This window comes from Pseudomonas sp. B14-6 (genome assembly GCF_013260315.1).
GTDB lineage: Bacteria > Pseudomonadota > Gammaproteobacteria > Pseudomonadales > Pseudomonadaceae > Aquipseudomonas > Aquipseudomonas mandelii.
In genome coordinates this window covers 691,749-714,929 of record NZ_CP053929.1, presented here as the reverse complement: position 1 = coordinate 714,929, position 23,181 = coordinate 691,749, and the positions used below count along the sequence as shown (strand labels likewise).

Annotated in this window: 21 protein-coding genes; 11 read left to right on the top strand and 10 right to left on the bottom strand. The window is 59.9% G+C overall.

Features of this window, described 5'->3' with window-relative positions; genetic code table 11:
• Positions 1-259 precede the first annotated feature (259 nt).
• Genes HP062_RS03340 through fabI form a run of 6 tightly spaced genes read left to right on the top strand, consistent with a single transcriptional unit; the run spans position 260 to position 8,433 of the window.
• Positions 260-2,068, top strand: coding sequence for an extracellular solute-binding protein (locus HP062_RS03340; RefSeq protein WP_372242833.1), 1,809 nt, complete (start codon positions 260-262; stop codon positions 2,066-2,068).
• Positions 2,065-3,906, top strand: coding sequence for an extracellular solute-binding protein (locus HP062_RS03335; protein WP_077749642.1), 1,842 nt, complete (start codon positions 2,065-2,067; stop codon positions 3,904-3,906). The genes HP062_RS03340 and HP062_RS03335 overlap by 4 nt, the downstream gene beginning before the upstream one ends.
• A 4-nt stretch (positions 3,907-3,910) precedes the next feature.
• Positions 3,911-4,984, top strand: a complete 1,074-nt coding sequence (locus HP062_RS03330) for a microcin C ABC transporter permease YejB (protein WP_010459785.1) — start codon at positions 3,911-3,913, stop codon at positions 4,982-4,984.
• A gap of 1 nt (position 4,985) precedes the next feature.
• Entirely contained in the window at positions 4,986-6,005 is a 1,020-nt protein-coding gene (locus tag HP062_RS03325; RefSeq protein ID WP_010459784.1) for an ABC transporter permease, read from the top strand.
• Between the two features lies 1 nt (position 6,006).
• On the top strand, positions 6,007-7,617 hold the full coding sequence (locus HP062_RS03320; protein ID WP_010459782.1) for an ABC transporter ATP-binding protein: 1,611 nt from the start codon (positions 6,007-6,009) through the stop codon (positions 7,615-7,617).
• A 21-nt stretch (positions 7,618-7,638) separates the two neighbouring features.
• Positions 7,639-8,433 (top strand): enoyl-ACP reductase FabI, encoded by a 795-nt coding sequence (gene fabI, locus HP062_RS03315; RefSeq protein ID WP_010459780.1) that lies wholly within the window; start codon positions 7,639-7,641, stop codon positions 8,431-8,433.
• A 204-nt stretch (positions 8,434-8,637) separates the two neighbouring features.
• On the opposite strand, the gene HP062_RS03310 is transcribed toward fabI, so the two are convergent.
• Together HP062_RS03310 and HP062_RS03305 are read right to left on the bottom strand one after the other, a co-directional pair.
• Positions 8,638-9,849, bottom strand: coding sequence for a hypothetical protein (locus tag HP062_RS03310; RefSeq protein WP_172790821.1), 1,212 nt, complete (start codon positions 9,847-9,849; stop codon positions 8,638-8,640).
• 195 nt (positions 9,850-10,044) lie between these two features.
• Positions 10,045-10,911 (bottom strand): LysR family transcriptional regulator, encoded by an 867-nt coding sequence (locus HP062_RS03305; protein ID WP_172790820.1) that lies wholly within the window; start codon positions 10,909-10,911, stop codon positions 10,045-10,047.
• Positions 10,912-11,025: 114 nt separating this feature from the next.
• On the opposite strand from HP062_RS03305, the gene HP062_RS03300 reads away from it, so the two are divergent.
• Together HP062_RS03300 and HP062_RS03295 are read left to right on the top strand one after the other, a co-directional pair.
• Positions 11,026-11,451 (top strand): VOC family protein, encoded by a 426-nt coding sequence (locus HP062_RS03300; protein WP_172790819.1) that lies wholly within the window; start codon positions 11,026-11,028, stop codon positions 11,449-11,451.
• Positions 11,448-12,725 carry an amidase gene (locus HP062_RS03295; protein ID WP_172790818.1) on the top strand — a complete coding sequence of 426 codons (1,278 nt, stop codon included), beginning with the start codon at positions 11,448-11,450 and terminating at the stop codon, positions 12,723-12,725. The genes HP062_RS03300 and HP062_RS03295 overlap by 4 nt, the downstream gene beginning before the upstream one ends.
• Here the strand turns inward: HP062_RS03295 and HP062_RS03290 are convergent.
• The 5 genes from HP062_RS03290 to HP062_RS03270 form a co-directional block, all read right to left on the bottom strand.
• A complete protein-coding gene (locus HP062_RS03290; RefSeq protein ID WP_010459770.1) occupies positions 12,716-13,309 on the bottom strand; it encodes a GGDEF domain-containing protein in 594 nt (197 codons plus the stop codon). The two genes, HP062_RS03295 and HP062_RS03290, sit on opposite strands and share 10 nt — an antisense overlap.
• Before the next feature lie 74 nt (positions 13,310-13,383).
• Positions 13,384-13,962, bottom strand: coding sequence for a hypothetical protein (locus tag HP062_RS03285; protein WP_172790817.1), 579 nt, complete (start codon positions 13,960-13,962; stop codon positions 13,384-13,386).
• A gap of 1 nt (position 13,963) precedes the next feature.
• On the bottom strand, positions 13,964-16,132 hold the full coding sequence (locus HP062_RS03280) for a xanthine dehydrogenase family protein molybdopterin-binding subunit (RefSeq protein ID WP_172790816.1): 2,169 nt from the start codon (positions 16,130-16,132) through the stop codon (positions 13,964-13,966).
• Positions 16,133-16,156: 24 nt separating this feature from the next.
• Positions 16,157-16,612, bottom strand: coding sequence for a (2Fe-2S)-binding protein (locus HP062_RS03275; protein WP_010459764.1), 456 nt, complete (start codon positions 16,610-16,612; stop codon positions 16,157-16,159).
• A gap of 382 nt (positions 16,613-16,994) precedes the next feature.
• Positions 16,995-17,840: an oxidoreductase gene (locus tag HP062_RS03270; protein ID WP_172790815.1), complete on the bottom strand. Its 846-nt coding sequence runs from the start codon at positions 17,838-17,840 to the stop codon at positions 16,995-16,997.
• 113 nt (positions 17,841-17,953) lie between these two features.
• Between HP062_RS03270 and HP062_RS03265 the strand changes: the two genes are divergently transcribed.
• A complete protein-coding gene (locus tag HP062_RS03265; RefSeq protein ID WP_172790814.1) occupies positions 17,954-18,871 on the top strand; it encodes a LysR family transcriptional regulator in 918 nt (305 codons plus the stop codon).
• A 189-nt stretch (positions 18,872-19,060) separates the two neighbouring features.
• Here HP062_RS03265 and HP062_RS03260 read toward each other — a convergent pair whose 3' ends face one another.
• Positions 19,061-19,309, bottom strand: a complete 249-nt coding sequence (locus HP062_RS03260; protein WP_077750507.1) for a transmembrane sensor/regulator PpyR — start codon at positions 19,307-19,309, stop codon at positions 19,061-19,063.
• 266 nt (positions 19,310-19,575) lie between these two features.
• On the opposite strand from HP062_RS03260, the gene HP062_RS03255 reads away from it, so the two are divergent.
• Complete coding sequence (locus tag HP062_RS03255; RefSeq protein ID WP_010459755.1) at positions 19,576-20,073, top strand: VOC family protein; 498 nt, start codon at positions 19,576-19,578, stop codon at positions 20,071-20,073.
• A gap of 35 nt (positions 20,074-20,108) precedes the next feature.
• A complete protein-coding gene (locus HP062_RS03250; RefSeq protein ID WP_172790813.1) occupies positions 20,109-20,942 on the top strand; it encodes an AraC family transcriptional regulator in 834 nt (277 codons plus the stop codon).
• A 66-nt stretch (positions 20,943-21,008) separates the two neighbouring features.
• Here HP062_RS03250 and HP062_RS03245 read toward each other — a convergent pair whose 3' ends face one another.
• Entirely contained in the window at positions 21,009-21,596 is a 588-nt protein-coding gene (locus HP062_RS03245) for a LysE family translocator (protein WP_010459750.1), read from the bottom strand.
• Positions 21,597-21,672: 76 nt separating this feature from the next.
• Positions 21,673-23,181, bottom strand: coding sequence for a tripartite tricarboxylate transporter permease (locus HP062_RS03240; protein WP_010459748.1), 1,509 nt, complete (start codon positions 23,179-23,181; stop codon positions 21,673-21,675).

Below are 23,181 nucleotides of genomic sequence, written 5' to 3'. Positions count from 1 at the left end.
GCTGCGAAGCACTCGTAAACCCTGAACATGCGGTGTGTCAGGAATTATAAAAATTTTCAGGTTTTGGGGCCGCTTCGCAGCCCAGCGGCAGCAAGCTCCCTCGCCACAGGCACAGCACCTGCCGCATCGTCACCTCGGCAATTAACAGCGCATTAACCCCCTGTCTTTTTCCTGTCGATACAAGCTGTTACTGTACGGCCCACAAAGCCCAAGCCGCCTGGATCGGATCTCTGACTTGAAGCGTCCCCTCCTCCTCTTCCTGATCAGCCTGGCCTTGAGCTCCACCGCAAGCGCGACGATCAGCGAAAGCCATGGTTATGCGCAGTTCGGCACGCTCAAGTACCCGGCCAGATTTACCCACTTCGACTGGGTCAACCCGCAAGCGCCCAAGGGCGGTACGTTGCGGGTGATGGCGTTTGGCACCTTCGATACGCTCAACCCCTACACATTCAAGGGCTCAAGCCCGGTTTCCACCGCCAATTTCCTGCAATACGGCATCAACGAGCTCAACGAACCGCTGATGGTCGGCACCGGTCAATACGCGCCGTCCGGCGATGAGCCGACCTCCAGTTATGGCTTGATCGCGCAATCGGTGGAGTACAGCGAGGACCGCAGTTGGGTGGTGTTCAACCTGCGCCCCGAAGCGCGCTTTCACGACGGCACGCCGATTACCGCCTACGACGTGGCGTTTTCCTACCGCTTGCTGCTCAAGGAAGGTCACCCGCAGTACCGCACCAGCCTTCAGGAAGTGTTGCGGGTCGACATCCTTAACCCGCAGCGCATTCGATTCGTCTTCAAGCGTGCCGGCAATCCGTTGCAGATCCTGCGCCTGGGCGAATTGCCGGTGCTGCCGCAGCATTACTGGAAAGGTCGCGACTTCAAGGCTACAACCTTCGAACCACCGCTGGGCAGCGGGCCTTATCGCATCACCTCGGTGACGCCAGGACGCCAGATCATTTTCGAGCGGGTCAAGGATTACTGGGGCAAGGACCTGCCGGTCAATCGTGGCAAGTACAACGTCGACCGCATGGAAGTCGAGTTCTACCGCGACAGCGATGTGGCGTTCGAAGCCTTCAAGGCCGGCGAATTCGACATTTACATCGAGCACCAGGCGAAGAACTGGGAAAACGGTTACAACTTCCCGGCCGTGCGCCGTGGAGACGTGATCAAGGCGCAGATCCCGCACCAGATCCCGACCCAGACTCAGGGTCTGTTCATGAATAGCCGGCGCCCGATCTTCTCCGAGACCAAAGTCCGTGAAGCCATGGGGCTGATGTTCGACTTCGAGTGGACCAACCGCACGCTGTTCAGCGGCGCCTACAAGCGCGCCATGAGTTACTACCCCAACAGCGAATTCTCCGCCACGGGCCTGCCGGTCGGTCATGAATGGCTGTTGCTCAATCCCTATCGCGAGCAATTGCCCGCCAAGCTCCTCACCGAGCCGTTCAGCCTGCCAAAGACCGACGGACGCGGCATCCCTCGGGAAACCATGCGCAAGGCCCTGGCGCTGCTCGCCGAGGCCGGGTGGAAGCTCAATGGACAACGGATCGAGAACGCCAAAGGCCAACCGCTCAAGCTCGAGATCCTGCTGGTCAACCCGAACCTGGAGCGCATCCTTCAGCCTTACGTCGAGAACCTCGCCAACATTGGCATCGATGCGCGGCTGCGCACAGTGGATCGCGCGCAGTACAAACAACGCCTCGATCAGTTCGATTTCGACATGATCCTGATGACGCTCAACCAGACCCTCAGCCCGGGCCTGGAGCAATGGCAGTATTTCCATTCCGGCCAGGTCGGGGTCAAGGGCAGTAAAAACTACGCCGGCATCGCCAACCCGGTGGTCGATCACCTGCTCGAACAATTGCTCGCCGCGCAAACCCGCGACGAACAAGTGGCCGCCGGCAAAGCCCTGGACCGGGTCTTGTTGTGGCAGCACTACATGATTCCCAACTGGTACCTCAATTATCACCGCCTGGCCTACCGCAACCGGTTCGCCTTCGTCACCACGCCGCCCTATACCCTGGGCCTCTCCGCGTGGTGGCTGAAATCTTCGGAGAAAGATCGATGAAGCCCCTATGCGCACTGCTGATGCAGGCCAGCGGTCTGCTGTTCGCCGGGCTGGCCTGCGCCGCCCCGCAACACGCCGTGACCCTGTACAACGAGCCGCCGAAATATCCGGCCGACTTCAAGCATTTCGACTACGTGAACCCCGACGCCCCCAAGGGCGGAATCTTTCGCCAGGCCGGGTTCGGCGGCTTCGACAGCCTCAACCCCTTCATCAGCAAAGGCGTACCGGCCGACGACATCGGCATGATCTACGACACCTTGGCCAAACAGGGACTGGACGAACCGTTCACTGAATACGGGCTGGTCGCCGGCAAGATCGAGAAAGCCCCGGACAACAGCTGGGTGCGCTTCTACCTGCGTCCTGAAGCGCGCTTCCACGACGGCCATCCGATGCGCGCCGAAGACGTGGTGTTCAGTTTCCAGATGCTGACCAAAGAAGGCGCCCCGCTCTATCGCGGTTACTACAGCGATGTCGAGGAAGCGGTCGCCGAAGACCCGCTCACCGTGCTGTTCAAGTTCAAGCACAACAACAACCGCGAACTGCCGCTGATCCTCGGCCAGTTGCCGGTGTTGCCCAAACACTGGTGGGCCAATCGCGATTTCAACAAAGGCAACCTCGAAATACCGTTGGGCAGCGGCCCCTACAAGGTGACCGACGTGAAGGCCGGGCGTTCGATCCGCTACGAGCGGGTCAAGGATTACTGGGGCAAGGACCTGCCGGCCAACCGTGGTTTCTACAATTTCGACGTGATGACCACCGATTACTACCGCGACAACACGGTGGCGCTGGAAGCCCTCAAGGCGGGGCAGTTCGATTACTGGCTGGAAATGAGCGCGAAGAACTGGGCGAACGCCTACAACATCCCGGCGGTCACCGAAGGCCGATTGAACAAGGAACAGATCCCGAACGGCAACCCGACCGGCATGCAAGGCTTTGTGTTCAACCTGCGCCGTCCGGTGTTCCAGGACGTGCGCGTGCGCCAGGCATTTACGTTGCTGCTGGACTTTGAATGGACCAACAAGCAACTGTTCAACGGCGCCTACGTGCGTACCCGCAGTTTCTTCGAAAACTCGGAAATGGCCGCGACCGGCCTGCCCGACGCCGATCAGCTTGAAATTTTGAGTCCGTTCCGCGGCAAGATCCCCGAGCAGGTATTCAGCGAAGCGTTCCAGAACCCGATGACCGACGCCAGCGGCATGATCCGCGCCCAGCAGCGCAAAGCCTACCAACTGCTGCAAGAGGCGGGCTGGCGGATCGTCGACGACAAGATGGTCGACGCCAACGGCAAACCGGTGACCATCGAGTTCCTGTTGGCCCAGACCGAATTCGAACGCGTGCTGCTGCCGTTCAAACGCAACCTCAGCGACCTGGGCATTGACCTGGTGATTCGTCGGGTCGATGTCTCGCAGTACATCAACCGCGTGCGTTCACGGGACTTCGACATGATCGTCGGCAGCTTCCCGCAATCCAACTCGCCGGGCAACGAGCAGCGCGAGTTCTGGATGTCCGCCGCGGCCGACAAACCCGGTAGCCGCAATTCCATGGGCCTCAAGGACCCGGTGGTCGATCAACTGGTCGAACAACTGATCAACGCCGATTCGCGCAAAAGTCTGGTGGCTCATGCCCGGGCACTGGACCGCGTGCTGCAATGGGGCTATTACGTGATCCCCAACTGGCACATCAAAACCTGGCGCGTGGCGTACTGGAACCACATCGCTCGCCCGAAAGTCTCTCCCAAGTACGACATCGGCACCACTACCTGGTGGGTCAAGCCTGATGCGAAACCTGCGGTAGAAGTCGAAACCAAACTGCAAGCCGACCCTGCAGGCACGGAGTAATCAGATGCTGGCGTATATTTTTCGGCGACTGCTGCTGATCATCCCGACCTTGCTCGGCATTCTGCTGATCAACTTCGTGATCATCCAGGCCGCCCCCGGTGGGCCGGTGGAGCAGATGATCGCCAAGCTCGAAGGCTTCGAAGGCGCCACCAGCCGCATTGCCGGCGGCGGTGCCGAAGTCTCGGTGGCCGGCTCGGCCTATCGCGGCGCGCAGGGCCTGGACCCGATGCTGGTCAAGGAAATCGAGCACATGTACGGCTTCGACAAATCGGCGCCGGAACGCTTGTGGATCATGATCAAGAACTACGCCACCCTGGACTTCGGCGACAGTTTCTTCCGCGACGCCAAGGTCATCGACCTGATCAAGGAAAAGATGCCGGTGTCGATCTCGCTCGGGCTGTGGAGCACGCTGATCATGTACCTGGTGTCGATCCCGCTGGGGATCGCCAAGGCAACGCGACACGGCAGCCACTTTGACGTCTGGACAAGTTCGCTGATCATCGTCGGTTACGCGATCCCGGCGTTCCTGTTTGCGATCCTGCTGATAGTGGTGTTTGCCGGCGGCAGCTACCTGGACTGGTTCCCGCTCAGGGGACTGACGTCGAACAACTTTGATGAGCTGAGCACCGGCGGCAAGATTCTCGATTACTTCTGGCACCTGGCATTGCCGGTGACCGCGCTGGTGATCGGCAACTTCGCGACCATGACCCTGCTGACCAAAAACAGCTTCCTCGACGAAATCAACAAGCAGTACGTGGTCACTGCCAAGGCCAAGGGCCTGACCAATCACCGTGTGCTTTACGGTCATGTGTTCCGCAATGCGATGCTGCTGGTGATCGCCGGCTTCCCGTCGGCGTTTATCGGGATCTTCTTCACCGGCTCGCTGCTGGTGGAAGTGATCTTCTCCCTGGACGGTCTCGGTTTGATGAGTTTCGAAGCAGCGATCAACCGCGATTACCCGGTGGTGTTCGGCACGCTGTTTATCTTCACGTTGCTGGGGCTGGTGGTGAAACTGATTGGCGATTTGACGTACACCTTTGTCGATCCGCGCATCGACTTCGAAAGCCGGGAGCATTGAGATGAATCTGTCCCCGCTCAATCGCCGGCGTTTCGAACTGTTCAAGGCCAACAAGCGTGGCTGGTGGTCGCTGTGGCTGTTTCTGGTGCTGTTCGGCCTGAGCCTCGGCGCCGAACTGATTGCCAACGACAAACCGTTGGTGGTGCATTACGACAACGGCTGGTATTTCCCGGCGCTCAAGCGCTACCCGGAAACCGCGTTCGGCGGAGAATTTCCGCTGGAGGCCAACTACAAGAGCCCGTACATCCGTGAATTGCTCAAGGCCAAGGATGCCTGGGTGCTGTGGGCGCCGATCCCCTACAGCTACCAAAGCATCAATTACGATCTGAAGGTCCCGGCGCCGGCGCCACCTTCGGCCGACAACCTGCTGGGCACCGACGATCAGGGCCGCGATGTGTTGGCGCGGGTGATTTACGGCTTCCGCATTTCGGTACTGTTTGCCCTGACGCTGACCATTCTCAGTTCGATCATCGGCGTGATTGCCGGGGCCTTGCAGGGGTTCTATGGCGGCTGGGTGGATCTGGCCGGGCAGCGTTTCCTGGAAATCTGGTCCGGGCTGCCAGTGTTGTATTTGCTGATCATTCTCGCCAGTTTCGTGCAGCCGAACTTCTGGTGGCTGCTGGGCATCATGCTGTTGTTCTCGTGGATGAGCCTGGTGGACGTGGTGCGCGCCGAGTTCCTGCGCGGGCGTAACCTGGAATATGTGCGCGCGGCCCGGGCGCTGGGGATGCAGAATGGCGCGATCATGTTCCGCCACATCCTGCCCAACGCCATGGTTTCGACCATGACCTTCATGCCGTTCATTTTGACCGGCGCCATCGGCACCCTGACCGCCCTCGACTTCCTGGGCTTCGGTTTGCCGCCGGGTGCGCCGTCCCTGGGTGAACTGGTGGCCCAGGGCAAATCCAACCTGCAAGCACCGTGGCTGGGCATGAGCGCGTTTGCCGTGTTGGCATTGATGTTGAGTTTGCTGGTGTTCATCGGCGAGTCCGCTCGCGATGCCTTCGACCCGAGGAAGTGAAATGAATCAGGACAATCTGATCGAAGTGCGCGACCTGGCCGTCGAATTCGTCGTCGGCGATCACTGCCAGCGGGTGGTGGAAGGCGTCAGCTTCGACATCAAGCGCGGCGAAACCCTGGCTCTGGTTGGCGAAAGCGGCTCAGGCAAATCGGTGACCGCGCATTCGATCCTGCGACTGCTGCCCTACCCGCTCGCCCGGCATCCGTCCGGGACCATCGAGTATTCGGGGCAAGACCTGCTGAGTCTGAAAGAGAAAACCATCCGCCACATCCGCGGCAACCGGATCGCGATGATCTTCCAGGAACCGATGACCTCGCTCAATCCGCTGCACTCGATCGAGAAGCAGATCAACGAGGTGCTGGGCATTCACAAGGGCCTTGTCGGCAAAGTGGCGACCAAGCGCACCCTGGAATTGCTGGAAATGGTCGGCATTCCTGAACCGCACAAGCGCCTCAAGGCTTTACCCCACGAGTTGTCCGGTGGCCAGCGCCAGCGGGTGATGATTGCCATGGCCCTGGCCAACGAGCCGGAACTGCTGATTGCCGACGAGCCAACCACCGCGCTGGACGTGACCGTTCAGCTGAAAATCCTCGAATTGCTCAAGGAATTGCAGGCCCGCCTGGGCATGGCCTTGCTACTGATCAGTCACGATTTGAACCTTGTACGAAGAATTGCGCATCGCGTATGTGTCATGCAGCGCGGTTGCATCGTCGAACAGGCATCGTGCGAAGAGTTGTTCCGCGCGCCGCAGCATCCGTACACTCGGGAACTGCTGGCAGCGGAGCCCAGCGGGACGCCTGCGACCAACGTGATTGGCCCGCCGCTGCTGCAGGTCGAGGACCTGAAAGTCTGGTTCCCGATCAAGAAAGGCTTTCTGAAAAAGACCGTTGACCACATCAAAGCGGTGGACGGGATCAATTTCAGCCTGCCTCAGGGCCAGACCCTGGGGATTGTGGGAGAAAGCGGTTCGGGCAAGTCGACACTGGGTTTGGCGATTTTGCGGCTGATCGGCAGCAAAGGCGCCATCCGGTTTGAAGGCAAGCAGCTAGACTGCCTGACGCAGGCCGAGGTTCGGCCGTTGCGCCGGGAGATGCAGGTGGTGTTTCAGGACCCGTTTGGCAGCCTGAGCCCACGGATGTGCGTGAGCCAGATCGTCGGCGAAGGCCTGCGGATCCACAAGATGGGCACCGAGGCGGAACAGGAACAAGCGATTATTGCGGCATTGAAGGAGGTAGGCCTGGACCCGGAAACCCGGAACCGCTACCCCCACGAATTTTCCGGTGGGCAGCGGCAGAGAATCGCCATTGCCCGGGCATTAGTGCTAAAACCGGCGTTGATTTTGCTGGACGAGCCGACATCGGCCCTCGACCGCACCGTGCAACGCCAAGTGGTGGAGCTGCTGCGCTCACTGCAAACCAAGTACAACCTGACGTATCTGTTTATCAGCCATGACCTGGCTGTCGTCAAGGCGCTGAGCCACCAGCTGATGGTGGTCAAGCAGGGCCAAGTGGTCGAACAGGGAGACGCGCAAAGTATCTTTGCCGCCCCCCAACATCCGTATACACAGCAGTTGCTGGAAGCCGCTTTCCTGGCTCCGGCCACTGCGCAATAACCTGAAAGAGAGGAGCAACACATGGGTTTTCTCGCCGGTAAGCGCGTACTGATCGTCGGTGTCGCCAGCAAGCTGTCCATCGCATCCGGCATCGCTGCCGCCATGCATCGCGAGGGCGCTGAGCTTGCCTTCACTTATCAGAACGACAAACTCAAGGGTCGTGTCGAAGAGTTCGCACAAAGCTGGGGTTCCAACCCTGACCTGTGCTTCCCGTGCGACGTGGCCAGCGATGAAGAAATCGCCAAGGTTTTCGTTGAGCTGAGCAAGAAGTGGGACGGACTGGATTGCATCGTGCACTCCGTCGGCTTCGCCCCGGGCGACCAACTGGACGGCGACTTCACCGAAGCCACCACCCGTGAAGGTTTCCGCATCGCTCACGACATCAGCGCCTACAGCTTCGTGGCCCTGGCCAAAGCTGGCCGCGAAATGATGAAAGGCCGCAATGGCAGCCTGCTGACCCTGTCGTACCTGGGTGCCGAGCGCACCATGCCGAACTACAACGTAATGGGCATGGCCAAGGCTTCGCTGGAAGCCGGCGTGCGTTACCTGGCCGGCTCCCTGGGCCCGGACGGCACCCGCGTCAACTGCGTATCGGCTGGCCCGATCCGCACCCTCGCCGCTTCCGGCATCAAGAACTTCCGCAAGATGCTGGCCGCCAACGAAGCGCAAACCCCGCTGCGTCGTAACGTCACCATCGACGAAGTCGGCAACGCCGGCGCCTTCCTGTGCTCGGACCTGGCGTCCGGCATCAGCGGCGAAATCATGTACGTAGACGGCGGCTTCAACACCACCGCCATGGGCAACATCGAAGAGTGATCTTCGGTTAGCCATGAAAAAACCCGCCTCGTCTGGCGGGTTTTTTATGCCTGCATTATCAATGCCCGACGCAAATCCCCTGTGGGAGCGAGCCTGCTCGCGATTGCGGTCTGACATTCAGTATTGATGTTGACTGACACACTGCAATCGCGAGCAGGCTCGCTCCCACAAGGATTTGTGGCTTGCGTGGTCGTAAAGACGCTATCAGCTCAGGATACCCAAGACTTTCGGACCTTGAGCTTCACTTGAGTCCAGATTAACTGCGAGGATGAGTCGATTGCCGGTGCGCTGGACAATAATGTCATTCACCCGGCCAGCTTGCTGTCGAACCACCCCAGAATCACCGAAAGAAGTGTCTAGCTCACCGCCCTCGGTGGTACGCAGCCAGTACAGGTTTTGCACAGGAAAATTCTCACTCCCTGCGACCACGATTTTTTTATCCGGCTGTACGGTGATGGACGGGATGTTTATAAAGCCGGAACCCAGATCAACCACCAACGGCGCTCCATTGTTAAAGGTCTTATCCGAGGTGCCATCACCCAATACCCGTTGCACGGAAACATAACGGTTGCCATCGTTATTAATCGACGTGACAGCGGCGATGATTATCTTGTCATCATCCACCACCATCGAGCCAAAACCAGCGTAGTTTTTGTCTTCCCAAAATCCGTCAATGCCGAAGGTTTTGTTCAACGTGCCGTCTCGGTTGTAGCAAGCCAAGACCGCGTTCGGCACTGATGTGCCTGATGCCGGGCGGTCAACAATCCCAAACACAACGATGCGCCCGTCTGACAGGACGCCGATACTATGAATCGTGGTAATCGGCCCCTTGAATCTGACTTCAAATCCAGTGTCGGGATGACCTTGGTCATCCAGGGTGTATACCCTACCTGCCGAATCGATAGTTGTGCCCTCGCTGTCCGCCAATTGGTAACTTGCGGCCACTAACACATGGTTATCAGCAGTGAGGCATCCCGTAGGTCCGAATGTCTGCAAACCCTGCTCCGGAGGGACGGGGTCTACGGGTAAAGGCAGCATTTTTGTGCCAAAGACTAAATCAGGACTTCCTCCCTCGTTGAATCGCGTGATCGCAGCCTGCCGGATAAAGGGCTCATTACCCGAGTTACCAATCAAGAGGAATTTGCCGTCTCTTCGAGCAAGTAAACGTGTGACACTTTCGAATTGGCCTTTGGCGAAGTCCCACGCGAACGGTTGGAAGGTCGGATCGGAAGTGCCATCAGCCATGGCCTGATAAACCCATGAGACACGGCCTGTTTGAGCCACGTAAAGAAGTTTGCCGGCAGATGTTTCAACGACACACTGAGACGAACCTTGGGGAATATTGATCATACCGTTGTCAGCAAATCCCACATCCAGGTCACCTGGTGCTTGCTGCGTGTTGGCTTGCGCTGTCATGCCGATATCCTCCTGAAGTAAGGGCTCCATGCAATCAGGGGAATGCCAACAAACATCCATCCCGACAGCCAGATCCGTTTGACAGCGCCACCCTAATGCGAAAGCCGACACGCATATCACTGTCATAAATAACAGTCTTACTGTCTTCAAGAGCCAAAATTCATTCTTTACAGCACATACACTGCCACGCCTGCGTTAGCCGGCAGGTTGCGCCAGGCACTTGGCAAACAACAGCTGGATCGGCTGCGTGCGTTGGCTGTAGCGCTGCAACAAGACAATCTCCCGATAAAACGTCAGCTCGCCCAGCGCAATGATCCTGACCCTCGCCCCATGTTCAAGCCATAACCCGGCCTCGGGCAGCAGTGAAACACCAAACCCGCATTCAACCATTTTCACAATGGCTTCCAGCTCATCCATCTCCATCGCCACGTGCACATCAATCTGCTGTTCACGCAAAAATCGCGTAATCAGGCGCCCTCCGAATGAGTTACGGTCGTACCGCACGTGCGGCTGGCTCGCGAGGATCTGCAGCGGGTCATCGCCCTCAAGATCCATCGGCACGATCAATACAAACGGTTCCCGGCGAATCACCTGCGCCGACAGCTCCTTGGGCAGTTCGAAGGGCGGCTTGATCAATATCGCCAGATCCACCTCACCCGTATCGACCTGACTCAGCAGGTTCAACGACACGCCCGGCACCAGTTTCGGTTCCAGCAGCGGTGCCTGCTCCCTCAAACGCAAAAATGCCTGAGGCAACAACCCGGTCTGGACCGTGGCCACCGCACCGATTTTCAACTCGCCACGGTACTCGCTGACATCCTCACTGATGGCCATCCGGCTAAACGTGTCGAGGATCTGCTGCGCCATCGGCAACGCCCGTTGCCCTGCGGCATTCAGAATCGCCTGTCGCCCGGTGCGATCGAACAGGCGGATGCCCAGCGCCTTTTCCAGGTTGCGCATCTGCGCGCTGACCGCCGACTGCGTCAGACCGATGTGCATGCCGGCGGCGGCGAATGTGCCGTAGCGTGTGACGGCGACGAAGGTTTTCAATTCGCGCAGCATTGGACTTCTCGATTGATCGAAATAATTTGAGCTCGACGCAAAAACTATCGTCTTTCAATCAAAAATCATAGCGCTAAACTCAGCCTCATCTCCTGACAATCCGAGGCGAATCCGATGCAACTCTCCCCTTTTCACTTGGCTGTACCGGTTTACGATCTGGCCGCTGCCCGGCGTTTCTATGGCGAAGTCTTCGGTCTTGAAGAAGGCCGTTCCAGCGAGCATTGGGTCGACTTCAACTTTTTCGGCCATCAACTGGTGATACACCTGGCACCGAAAAACGCTTCACAGGACGCGGCGCACACCAATGCCGTGGACGGTCATGACGTACCGGTGCCGCATTTCGGTGTGGTGCTGGGGATGGCGGAATGGGAGGCGCTGGCCGAGCGCTTGAAAGGCCTTGGGACACGCTTCGTGATCGAGCCAGGCATCCGCTTTCAGGGATTGGTGGGCGAGCAGTCCACGATGTTTCTCTTCGACCCTTGCGGCAACGCGTTGGAGTTCAAGGCATTTAAAAACATCAGCCAGTTGTTCGCCAAATGAACCTCCCAGCCCTTGACGCGACCACCCTCAGTGAAGCGGTAGTCAATGGCGATACGACCGCTGCCGCCATCGCCGAATCCTTTCTTGAGTGCATTCAGGCGCGGGAGCCGGAGATTCAGGCGTTCGTCTCGTTCGACGACCGGCAGGTGCGTGCCGATGCTGCGCAGATCACCGGGCGCGGCCTGCTGGCCGGCGTCCCCGTCGGCATCAAGGACATCTTCGACACGGCCGCCTACCCCACGCAATTTTTCTCGCCCATCTACGCCGACCATCAACCGTCCCGGGATGCCCACGTCGTGACGCTGCTGCGCCAGGCCGGGGCGCTGATCATGGGCAAGACCCACACCACCGAATTTGCCTACATGCACACTGGCCCGACCCGAAATCCTCACGATCTCGCTCGCACGCCGGGCAGCTCCAGCGCGGGTTCGGCGGCGGGGATGGCAGCGGGTTTCTTCGCGGTGGCGCTGGGTACCCAGACGGCTGGCTCGTTGCTCAAGCCGGCGTCATATTGCGGTCTCTTCGCCTACAAACCGTCCCTGGGACTGGTGTCGCTGGAAGGTGTAAAGCCGCTGGCGCCGAGCTTCGACACCGTGGGCTGGTATGGACGATCGGTGCGCGATCTGCACCTTGTGGCGCGGGTGTTGATTCCCGGTTTTGTAGTGCCTGACGTTGAGCGGCGTCCACTGCGGCTGGGTTTCTGCCGCACCTCACGCTGGGATCAGGTGGACGCCGAGGTGGCCTGCGCTCTGGAGCAGGCCACGGATCAGTTGCGCAGCGCCGGCCATTATGTGAGCGAACTGGAACTGCCCGATGAGTTTGCCGCAGTGTTCGACGACCATCAGCTGATCAACGATTGCGAAGGTGCCCGCTCGCTGGCCAAGGAATTCCAACGCCATCGTGCTCAACTGAGCCCATCGACACTGGCCATGTTCGAGCGAGCGGCGGCAACAACCTGGGAGCAGGAATCCGCTGCCAAGGCGCGCCTGGCCACCCTTGCGCCCCGTTTGAATGAGCTTTGCCAACCGTTCGACGCCATGCTCGGTGCCTCCTGCGGGATGGTCGCGCCGATGGGCCTGGAAAGCACCGGACCGTCGGATTTCATCAAGTTCTGGGGGGCGTTTGGCTGGCCGCAGGTGAACGTCCCGCTGGTGCGCGCCCACCCCATGTTGCCGGTCGGGCTACAGATCATCGGGAGGTTCAGGGACGATGGCCGCCTGTTGCGAACGGCCGCCTACGTTGCCGCAGCGTTGCAAGGCGCCGCTCAGCAATGATCCGTGTCGTGCATCGCCTTATCGGCCAGGGTCAACACGTCTTCCGCTGTCGGGTTTAGCCGAGCATCAAACTCGACCTGGCCAATGCTGAAGTGAATGGCAAAACTGCGATTCGCCGTGGCATTGCGCTCGGCGAGTATTTCTTCGAGCCGGGCCTTGATCGCGGACAGCTCAACAACGCTTGCACCCGTCAACAGGGCGACAAACTCATCGTTGCCCAGTCGACCAATCACATCGCTTTCGCGAAAGGCGATACGCAGCACGTCAGCGAAGGTCTTCAGGGCGTGATCACCCTCGGCGCGCCCGTACAGATAGTTGATTCGCTTGAAGTTATCGAGGTCGAAAAACAGCAGCGTCGCCGGCAGCCCCAGTTGCTGACAGGCGTCCATCCCCTGTTGGGCCAGCGCTGTAAAACCGTGGCGGTTGGGCAGCAGCGTCAACTCGTCCATGCTCGCCATCTGCACGCCCATCAGTTCTTGCTCGGCCTTGCGGGCCAGGTCACGCAACAGCTCACGCTCCTGCAGTGGCGAACGTAACGGGTCTGTACAAGCACCGCGCTTGACCGGTTTGCCTGGGATCAGCATGACTCACTCCATTGGCGGGTATGTACTTTAGAGTCGTGCATACCCGGTTTGACTCCCTGTTAACGGACCGCCGGTCAACTGCCCTGCACCGGACACGGGCCTCCAGCGGCCGCCCACAGCTTGAATTGGGTGACGAAAATGTCGTGCGGCACCGGCACCGGCGCCCTTCCCTCACCCGGATTCCAGCCCCAGAGCACCAGTTTGTCCTCGGTGACGTGCTTGATCAGGGCCGCGAAATCACGGTCACCATTACTGGAGCGATCCTTGATCATCGCGCACAACTGGTCGGCCGGCAGCCCGATCCAGGCCATCTTGTGCGCCGCGGGCGGCAAGCTCCAGTGCGGCGCCCCCGGTGGCGTATGCGGCCCGTAACTGGGGGGCGGATTGGACTCGGCGTGACAGGTCGCGCAGGGCAAACCCGCTGCGCCCTTGCCGTCCATCCCGCGCACTACGCTCATGGCATGGGGGGTGCCTGCGTCGAACTGCAACGGCGAATCGCCCGGGATATGACAGTTCTGGCAACGCGGACTTTGAAAGACCTTCTGCACCGTATCAAACGCCTTGATGGCTTCCTTATCGTCAGCAAACAGGTGCTCGGCATAGCTGACCAAGCCGATCAACACCACCGTCCCCAGAATCAGATGTCGTCTCATCTCACACCCCCGACAGTTGCAACGGCAGTTCCCGCAAGCGCTGCCCGGTCAGGACGAACACCGCGTTGGCCACTGCCGGCGCCGTGGGTGGGACGCCGGCTTCGCCAATACCGCCGGACCGTTCAGTGCTCGGCACGATATGCACTTCGACCACCGGCATTTCGTTGAGCCGCAGCACCTGATAGTCGTGGTAATTGGATTGCACCACCTGGCCGTCCTTGAACGTCAGTTTGCTGTGCAAGGTAAAGCCGAGGCCGAAGGTGATGCAGGACTCCATCTGCGCCGCGATGCTCATCGGGTTGACCGCAATCCCGCAGTCCACCGCGCACACCACCCGGTGCACGCGGATTTTCAGGTTGTCCTGAGACACCTCAGCGACCTGCGCGACGTAACTGCCGAAAGACTCATGCACCGCCACACCCAAGGCATGGCCGTCCGGCAGTTCCGCCTTCCAGTTGGCTTTTTCGACGGCGAGGTTCAACACGCCCAAATGTCGCGGATGCGCCTTGAGCAAGGTTCGTCGGTATTCCACCGGATCCTTGCCAGCCGCCTCCGCCAGTTCATCAATCAACGACTCCATGACAAACGCCGTGTGGCTGTGCCCCACCGAACGCAGCCACAACACGCTGATGCCGGTAGTCGGCGAGTGCAGTTCCACTTGGTGATTGGCCAGGTCTTCAAGGTACGGGCTGTCGGCAACGCCTTCGACCGAGGTCTTGTCGATACCGTCCTTGACCATCGTCGCCTCCATCATGGTGCCGGCCATGATCGACTGACCGACCATCACATGCTTCCAGGCCACAGGCATGCCGCCAGCATCCAGGCCGATCCGTGCCTGATGCAGGAACGCCGAGCGGTAATAACCGCCGCGGACGTCATCCTCCCGGGACCAGACGGTTTTCACCGGCCCGCCTGCCGCCTTGGCGACCTGCACGGCTTCAGCGACAAAGTCCGAGGTCGGATTGGCCCTACGACCGAAGCCGCCGCCGAGGAATTCGGTGTGGATTTCAACCTGCTCGGGTTTGAGCCCGGTGATCTTGCCCGCGATCATTTGATCCAGGGTCTGGAACTGCGTGCCGGTCCAGATCTCGCACTTGTCCTTGCTGATTTTCACCGTGCAATTGAGCGGCTCCATCGGCGCATGGGCCAGGTACGGCACGCTGTATTCGACGTCGACGGTCTTGGCCGCCTTGCCCAGCGCGGCGGTGGTATCCCCGGCCTTGCTGGCCGAGACGCCAGGCGTGGTCGCGAGTTTGCGGAAGCTTTCCAGCAATTTCTGGCTGTCGAGGCCGGCATTCGGCCCCAGGCCCCACTCGACCTTCAGCGCATCACGCCCCAGCTTCGCCGCCCAGTAATGGTCGGCAATCACCGCCACGCCGGTGGGCACCTGCACCACTTTATGCACGCCCGGCACGGCCAGCGCTTCGGCGCCTTCGAAAGATTTGACGCTGCCGCCAAACACGGGTGAGCGGGCGACCATGGCGGTCATCAAGCCCTCAAATTGCACGTCCATGCCGAACTTGGCCCGGCCGGTGATTTTCTCCGGGGTGTCCAGGCGCTTGGTGGGTTTGCCGATCAGTTTCCAGTCCTTGGCCTCTTTGAACTTGATCGAAGCCGGATCCGGCACCGGCAGCTTGCCGGCGTCGTCCGCCAGTTCGCCGTAGGTCGCGCGATTGTCGCCGGCAATGACCACGCCTGACTCTGTGTGAATCGCCGAGGGGGCGACGTTGAAACGCTTGGCGGCTGCGTCGATCAGCATCAGACGCGCTGCCGCGCCGGCTTGCCGATAGCGATCGAACTCCATCCACGTCGAAGTCGAGCCGCCGGTGATCTGCATTCCGCCGAAACCCGCCATGCCGTAGTCAGCCGCCGAGGCGGGTGAATGTTCGACGCGGATTTTCGACCAGTCGGCGTCCAGCTCTTCTGCGATCAGCATGGTGAGGCCGGTCCAGATGCCCTGGCCCATTTCCGAGTGGCCGAGCAGTACGGTGACGACGTTGTCGTTGCCGATCCGTAAAAACGCATTGGGCGCAAACACGTTGCCTTCATTCTCCGCCCCCACGGCAAAGCGATGGGCGCCGGGAATGACGAACGCCACCACCAGACCTCCGCCCAACAGCGCGCTGCCCTTGAGAAAACCGCGACGTGACACCGGGTTGATGCTGTTCATGTTCAGACTCCCTTCAACGTGGCATCAACCGATCTCGGCGGCGCGTTTGACCGCGGCGCGGATCCTTGGGTAGGTGCCGCAGCGACAGATATTGCCGGAGAGCGCCTGATCGATGTCGCTGTCGGTGGGTTTGGGGATTTTCGCCAGCAGCGCGGCGGCGGACATGATTTGCCCGGACTGGCAGTAACCGCACTGCACCACGTCGAGTTCGGCCCAGGCTTGCTGCACTGGGTGCGAACCATCCGTGGACAGGCCTTCGATGGTGAGGATTTTTTGCCCGTGGGCCACCGCGGTGGCGGGCGTGATGCACGAGCGCAGCGGCGCGCCGTCGACGTGCACGGTGCAGGCACCACACTGGGCCATGCCGCAACCGAATTTGGTCCCGGTCAGGTGCGCGACATCGCGCAGGACCCAGAGCAGCGGCATGTCCGCGGGGACATCCAACTCCTGATCCTTGCCGTTGATATTCAGGGTCAGCATTGCGAATTTCCTCAGACTCACGGTGTTCTGAAGGGGGCGTCGCTGTGACACGGAATGCCTACGCGCGCCTCCGGTTATCCCTACAGCTAAGCGCAAAATGCCGGGCGAGACCGGTTCATCGACCACCGGTCAAAAAAAGGCCACCTTGATGAGTGGCCTTGGAATGAGGTTTTGTAGTGATGGCGCTTGGGCGGCTAGCGGGCTTTTGTGCCTGGTGGGCATTTGTGGCGAGGGCGCTTGCTCCCGCTCGGCGGCGAAGCCTCGCAAAACCAGCTAACACGGTTTTTCTGATGTACCGGGTTTGGAGGGCTTGGGGCCGCTTCGCAGCCCAGCGGGAGCAAGCTCCCTCGCCACAGCAGCTCCCTGGCCACAAAGATTGCGATCAGTAGTCGGTGGACACCGACACCTCGCGCCACGTCTGCAACTCATCAGCGACGAAGGCGTTCTTGGCTTCGATCGCCGCGACGCAATCACTGCCCAGCGGCAAGCGCAGCGGTGCCTTTTTCGCTTCCACCAGGATAATCATGGCCTGGGCGAGCTTGTCCGGGTCGCCCGGCTGGTTCAGGGTCACGGCCTTGGCAATTTTGCGCACCTCACCCGCCGTGCTGTCGTAGTCGGCAATCGTCGACGGGGATTCGACCAGGGAGTTGCCCTCGAGGAATTCGGTCCGGAAATATCCAGGCTCAACCACGGTGACTTTGACGCCCACAGGTGCCAACTCGGCGTGCAACGCCTCGCTCAGGCCTTCGACGGCAAACTTGGTCGAGCAATAGACGCCAAACCCCGGCCCCGACGCGTAACCACCCACCGATGACAGGTTGATCACATGCCCACTGCGGGCGGCGCGCATGTATGGCAACACGGCCCGAGTGATGTTCAGCAAACCGAAGACGTTGGTTTCGTACACGCGGCGCACTTCATCGGCGCTGGCCTCTTCCACCGCGCCCAGCAAACCAAAGCCGGCGTTGTTGACCAACACATCGATGCGCCCGAAATGCTCGATGGCGGCCTTGGCGACCGCAACGCCTTGCGCTTCGTTGGTGACATCCAGGGACACGGCGAGCAACGCGGGTTGAGTGCCGAAACGTTGGGTGACGCTGCTGGCATCACGGGCGGTGGCCACCACGGCGTCGCCATTGGCCAGTGCAGCGGCCGCGATCTTGGCGCCGATACCGCGGGAAGCGCCAGTGATGAGCCAGACACGTTTGAAGGTGTGGGAAGTGGTCATGAATCGAGTTCCTTGTTCGGGTTGGGGTAAGCACAAGGTACGCAGGAAGATTGGTCTGAAAAATACCCTCGTGTTACAAGCACTATGAAACTGTCTTTCATAATGGCGTCGATATGAATCGTGATCCTTTCGATGGCTTGACCGAGTTTCTGGCGGTGGCCGAGCACAAAAGCTTCACCCTCGCCGCCACCCGGTTGGCGGTGACGCCCACGGCGGTCAGCCACGCGATCAAACTGCTCGAGCAGCGCACCGGCGTGTTGCTGTTCCAGCGCACTACGCGCCGGGTGGCGTTGACCGAGGCTGGCGCCAGCCTGTTCGCTCGCTTGCGTCCGGCGGCCAGTGAAATCGACGAAGCCCTGGCGGTGCTCAGCGGTTTTCGCGACCAACCGATGGGCACGTTGCGCATCACCGCGCCACGCCTGTCCGGCGCCTTGTTGATCGAGCCGCTGATGCCGCTGTTTCGCCAGGCTTATCCGCAGGTCAGCCTCGACATTTCATTGGACGACGCCACAGTCGACTTGATGGAAAGCGGTTTCGATGCCGGGATCCGGCTGGGAGAGTCCATCGAGAAAGACATGATCGCCGTGCGCCTGACACCGGACCTGCAATGGTCGGTGGTGGGTTCGCCAGCGTACTTCGCCAAGGCCGGCAAACCGCTCAGCCCGGAAGAGCTGACCCGGCATGCGTGCATCGGCTTCCGCTTCGCCAGCTCCGGCAGCGCGCATCGCTGGGAGTTTCGCCGCGACGGGCGAGACTTCACGGTGGGCGTCGAGAGTGGCGTGCTCGTCAATGATCGCAAGCTACTGATCAGCGCCGCCCGAAACGGGCTCGGATTAGCTTACGCCTGCAACCTGGAGATCATCGACGAGCTGGCGAACGGTCAGCTGGAGCGAGTGCTGCAGCCGTTTGTGCCACTGAGTTCGGGGTTGTACCTGTACTTTCCCAGCCGTACCCAGACTCAACCGAAACTGCGCGCCTTCATCGACATGGCCACGCAGTGGATCGCTGATCGCGGCGGCCTCGGGCATTAGAGTCTCGGCCTCAACAGGATGCCGGTGTAGTGCATGAGAAACAGGCCGAAAGCGCCGCTCCACAACAGCGCCGAGAGCCCAGCCCCCACCCGGAAAACGGTACCGGAAACACCCGGCTCGCACCGGTGATCGCCAGAAAGAAGGGTCGAAAGCCGAGACTGAAAAGGGGTGCAGCGGCGAGTCTGCGCATCAGGCCAACGCCCTGACCAAACCTTTACTCAACCGATGCTGGGCCAGCAGGCGCATCACGTAGCCGATCTTGAGCAAGGTCGGCCCGACGATGGTCATGGCATGCATCATCACCAGCGCCACGATTGGCACATGGCCGCCGTAGAGATACGCGCCGTAGATGCCCGCCAAAAGCAGTGCCAGACCCGCGCCCAGCACGCGACTCGACAGGTTCAGAACGTTCTGAGGATTGTTGAAGAACTCGAACATTTTTCCGTACTCCTGAAGCAGTTCAGTTGTACGTTTTACGTATCAAGTCTCATGCCAGTTTTTTAATCCTTCCAAATCAGCACCCTGAAGCGATATGAGTCATAACGACCACTCTCGTTAATGGTCTATATGACTCACATAAGTGTCATTTTGACTCAATCGCACACCAAGACCTGAGAGTAAATGTCGATCTACGGTCCAGCCAATCGACTACAAGCTGGCTACGCTGATAATCCAGCATGAATCACCCGTAGAGGAGCTTCATCATGCAACGCGTGCAAAAACTGACGCCCTGCCTCTGGTTCGACAATCAGGCCGAAGAGGCGGCGAAGTTTTACTGTTCGATCTTCGATCATTCGAAAATCACTGCCATCACTCACTACGGCAAGGCCGGCCAGGAGGTTCATGGCATGCCCGAAGGCTCTGTGATGACGGTCAGCTTCGAACTCGACGGGCAGCCCATGACAGGCCTCAATGGCGGCCCGGTGTTCACGTTCAGCGAAGCGATTTCGTTTCAGGTCAACTGCCAGACCCAGGAAGAAGTCGACTATTTCTGGGGCTCGCTTTCCGCCCATCCGCAGAACGAGCAGTGCGGTTGGGTCAAGGACAAGTTCGGCTTGTCCTGGCAGATCGTGCCGGTCGCCATGATGGACATGCTCAAAGACCCCGACACGAAGAAATCCCAACGCGCCATGCAAGCCATGATGCAGATGAAAAAGCTCGACATTGCCGCGTTGCGACGAGCCTTTGACGGCGAGAGCTAATACACTCCGTTGCTGGCCTGCCGAGGACATTGACGATGAAGCACACCTTTGCCAAAGACGCTGACACGGCACCCCGTTTCTGGCGAGACGATACCCTGCCCTTCATCGAGGCCCGTTCCATCGCCGACGGCCGCGAGGTCTGCTATACCCGGCATTCCCACGAGCACTTTTCCATCGGTGCGATCACCGCCGGGCGCAGTACTTACCTTCATGAGCAAGCGCAGTTCCAGGTCAGCGCCGGCACCGTGGTGTTGATGAACCCTGATGATGTCCATGCCTGCAATCCGATCGACGACCAGCCGTGGTCATACTTGATGCTGTACGTCGAAACGCCCTGGCTGACCGATTTGCAGCGTCAGCTCGGCTTCAGCCAGGACTCCGCCTTCAGGCGGTTTTCCGTCACCCACACCCGCGATGGCAACCTGTTCGACGGCCTCAACAGTTTGTACGAAATACTGGTTGATCCCTGGCAGGACGTGTTGTGCAAACACAGTGCGGCGGTGGAGTTTTTTACCGATGTGCAACAGCGGCTAAACCCGGTCGATCAAGCGTTGCGCGAACCCAATTTCAAGCTGGAACGGGCCGCCGACTACATTCGTGACAACTGTACACACCCACTCAAGCTCGAGGATATTTGCGACGCGGCTCAACTGTCTCCGTCCTACCTGATTCGCGCCTTCAAGCACCATTACGGCATGACGCCCCATGCCTTTCTGGTCAACCGGCGTATCCAGTTCGCCCGTGATCAACTGCGCAATGGCAAGTTGATTGCGGAGGTAGCACTGGAAGCGGGATTTGCCGATCAGGCGCATTTCCAGCGGGTATTCAAACAGCATCTGGCAGCGACACCGGGACAGTATCGAGGCTAAGCACGCCGTTGATAAAAAATGAGTTCAGTTTGCTGCACGGTCTCGATTGAGGTGAGTGGCCGGGGGCTAGGAAACCAGCAGATACACGGCACTCGCCCCCAGCAATAGCGCCATGACGCGGTTAAACAAGCGCATGCCTGCAGGGTTATTCAGATAACCCTGCAGAAAAGTTCCGGCATACGCCCAGCACCCCACCGACACGTAGCAAATCACCAGATACACCGCTGCAAACTGCCAGACCAACCGCGCCTCGCCGTCCGCGACGAAGGCGCCCATGCCCGCCACACACGCCAGCCAGGCTTTCGGGTTAAGCCATTGCATCACCGCGCCATACAGCATCGACGGTGCCCGGCGTGACTCTTTGGCGTCGATGCGACCATCGTCTGCCGCAAGCTTCCAGGCCATGAACAACAAAAACGCCACGCCCGCCAGTTGCACCACCTGTGTCAGCGCGGGCCAGATGCGCAACACCTCATGCAGCCCCAGGCCCATCAACACCAGCAATAACACAAAGCCCAACGTGGCCCCGGCCACATGCCGCTGACTGGCGCGAAAGCCGAACTGCGCCCCCGAACTCAACGCGACAATGTTGACCGGACCCGGCGTTATCGACGCCACCAGGGCAAATGTGGCCATGGAGATAATCAGACTCATCGCACACCTTCTTCAATTCAGGAAAACCAGCGCCCAAGGTACTGAGCGCCCTGCCCTGCGTATTGAAGAAAACTGCCTAATCATCCTCATGCAACTTGATGCCCCGAGCGTGCAGCAGATGGGGCACGATCAACACCAACAGGGTCAGCGCGAGAAACGACGCGGCGATAGGTTGCGTCAGAAAGATCATCCAGTCACCTTCGCTGATGGACAACGCGTTGCGCAGCTGTTTTTCGGCCATCGGCCCCAGCAGCATGCCCACGATCACCGGCGCGACAGGGAAATCGAAGCGCCGCATCAGCACCCCGCCCCAACCGATTGCCAGCATCAGCAGCAAGTCGAACGAAGAGTGGCGCATGCCGTATACACCAATGGTGGCGAACACCAGAATGCCGGCGTTCAGGTACGGTCGGGGAATCTGCAACAACTTGACCCACAACCCCACCAACGGCAGGTTCAACACCAGCAGGATGACGTTGCCGATGTAGAGCGAGGCGACAAGGGTCCAGACCAGATCACCCGAGGTCTGGAACAGCATCGGCCCCGGTTGCAGGTTGTAGTTCTGGAACGCGGCCAACAGGATTGCAGCCGTGGCGGAAGTCGGAATGCCCAGCGTCAGCAGCGGCACCAGGGAACCGGTCGCGCTGGCATTGTTGGCGGCCTCGGGGCCGGCAACGCCTTCGATGGCACCCTCGCCCTTGCTGCCTGCAAACTCTTTGGGAAACTTGCTCAGTTTGCGTTCGGCCGAATAGGACAAAAAGGTCGGGATTTCAGCGCCACCGGCTGGAATGGAGCCGAAAGGAAAACCGATCAGAGTGCCCCGCAGCCAGGCAGGAATCGAGCGTTTCCAGTCGGCGCGTGTCATCCACAAAGACGTCAGCCGGTGCCGACCGGACGCTTCTTCTTTTTGATACAGCAAGCTGTACAGCGCCTCGCCCACGGCAAACAAACCGACTGCCACGAGCACGACTTCAATGCCATCCACCAACTCCGGCACGCCCAGGGTGTAGCGAGCAATGCCTGAGGTCGAATCCAGGCCGATCAAGCCAATCGTCAAGCCAATCCCCAGCGAGACGAAACCCCGCAGCATCGAAGCGCCGAGCACTGCCGACACCGTCGTGAAGGACAGCACCAGAATCGCAAAATACTCCGCCGGACCAAACTTCAGCGCCAATGTGGCAACGATGGGCGCAAACAAGGTGAGCAGGACCGTCGCGATGGTGCCGGCGACAAACGACCCGATAGCCGCCGTCGCCAGGGCCGGCCCTGCCCGTCCGTTTCGGGCCATGAGGTTGCCTTCCAGGGCCGTGACCATGGACGACGATTCCCCGGGGGTATTGAGCAGGATGGACGTGGTCGAGCCGCCGAACTGAGCGCCGTAATAGATCCCGGCGAACATGATCAGCGCCCCGGTGGGGTCGACCTTGGCCGTGATCGGCAAAAGCAGCGCAACGGTCAGCGCCGGTCCGATCCCCGGCAACACACCGATGGCCGTGCCGAGCAGGCAGCCGATGAATCCCCACATCAGATTGATCGGGGTCAGCGCGGCGGCGAAACCGATGGCCAGGCTTGAGAGAATATCCAC

What these genes read in the sequence shown, in the direction of transcription:
- HP062_RS03335 (WP_077749642.1), top strand. Translation starts at nt 2,065, where the DNA reads ATGAAGCCCCTATGCGCACTGCTGATGCAGGCCAGCGGTCTGCTGTTC.
- HP062_RS03330 (WP_010459785.1), top strand. Translation starts at nt 3,911, where the DNA reads ATGCTGGCGTATATTTTTCGGCGACTGCTGCTGATCATCCCGACCTTG.
- HP062_RS03325 (WP_010459784.1), top strand. Translation starts at nt 4,986, where the DNA reads ATGAATCTGTCCCCGCTCAATCGCCGGCGTTTCGAACTGTTCAAGGCC.
- HP062_RS03320 (WP_010459782.1), top strand. Translation starts at nt 6,007, where the DNA reads ATGAATCAGGACAATCTGATCGAAGTGCGCGACCTGGCCGTCGAATTC.
- fabI (WP_010459780.1), top strand. Translation starts at nt 7,639, where the DNA reads ATGGGTTTTCTCGCCGGTAAGCGCGTACTGATCGTCGGTGTCGCCAGC.
- HP062_RS03310 (WP_172790821.1), bottom strand. Translation starts at nt 9,849, where the DNA reads ATGACAGCGCAAGCCAACACGCAGCAAGCACCAGGTGACCTGGATGTG.
- HP062_RS03305 (WP_172790820.1), bottom strand. Translation starts at nt 10,911, where the DNA reads ATGCTGCGCGAATTGAAAACCTTCGTCGCCGTCACACGCTACGGCACA.
- HP062_RS03300 (WP_172790819.1), top strand. Translation starts at nt 11,026, where the DNA reads ATGCAACTCTCCCCTTTTCACTTGGCTGTACCGGTTTACGATCTGGCC.
- HP062_RS03295 (WP_172790818.1), top strand. Translation starts at nt 11,448, where the DNA reads ATGAACCTCCCAGCCCTTGACGCGACCACCCTCAGTGAAGCGGTAGTC.
- HP062_RS03290 (WP_010459770.1), bottom strand. Translation starts at nt 13,309, where the DNA reads ATGCTGATCCCAGGCAAACCGGTCAAGCGCGGTGCTTGTACAGACCCG.
- HP062_RS03285 (WP_172790817.1), bottom strand. Translation starts at nt 13,962, where the DNA reads ATGAGACGACATCTGATTCTGGGGACGGTGGTGTTGATCGGCTTGGTC.
- HP062_RS03280 (WP_172790816.1), bottom strand. Translation starts at nt 16,132, where the DNA reads ATGAACAGCATCAACCCGGTGTCACGTCGCGGTTTTCTCAAGGGCAGC.
- HP062_RS03275 (WP_010459764.1), bottom strand. Translation starts at nt 16,612, where the DNA reads ATGCTGACCCTGAATATCAACGGCAAGGATCAGGAGTTGGATGTCCCC.
- HP062_RS03270 (WP_172790815.1), bottom strand. Translation starts at nt 17,840, where the DNA reads ATGACCACTTCCCACACCTTCAAACGTGTCTGGCTCATCACTGGCGCT.
- HP062_RS03265 (WP_172790814.1), top strand. Translation starts at nt 17,954, where the DNA reads ATGAATCGTGATCCTTTCGATGGCTTGACCGAGTTTCTGGCGGTGGCC.
- HP062_RS03260 (WP_077750507.1), bottom strand. Translation starts at nt 19,309, where the DNA reads ATGTTCGAGTTCTTCAACAATCCTCAGAACGTTCTGAACCTGTCGAGT.
- HP062_RS03255 (WP_010459755.1), top strand. Translation starts at nt 19,576, where the DNA reads ATGCAACGCGTGCAAAAACTGACGCCCTGCCTCTGGTTCGACAATCAG.
- HP062_RS03250 (WP_172790813.1), top strand. Translation starts at nt 20,109, where the DNA reads ATGAAGCACACCTTTGCCAAAGACGCTGACACGGCACCCCGTTTCTGG.
- HP062_RS03245 (WP_010459750.1), bottom strand. Translation starts at nt 21,596, where the DNA reads ATGAGTCTGATTATCTCCATGGCCACATTTGCCCTGGTGGCGTCGATA.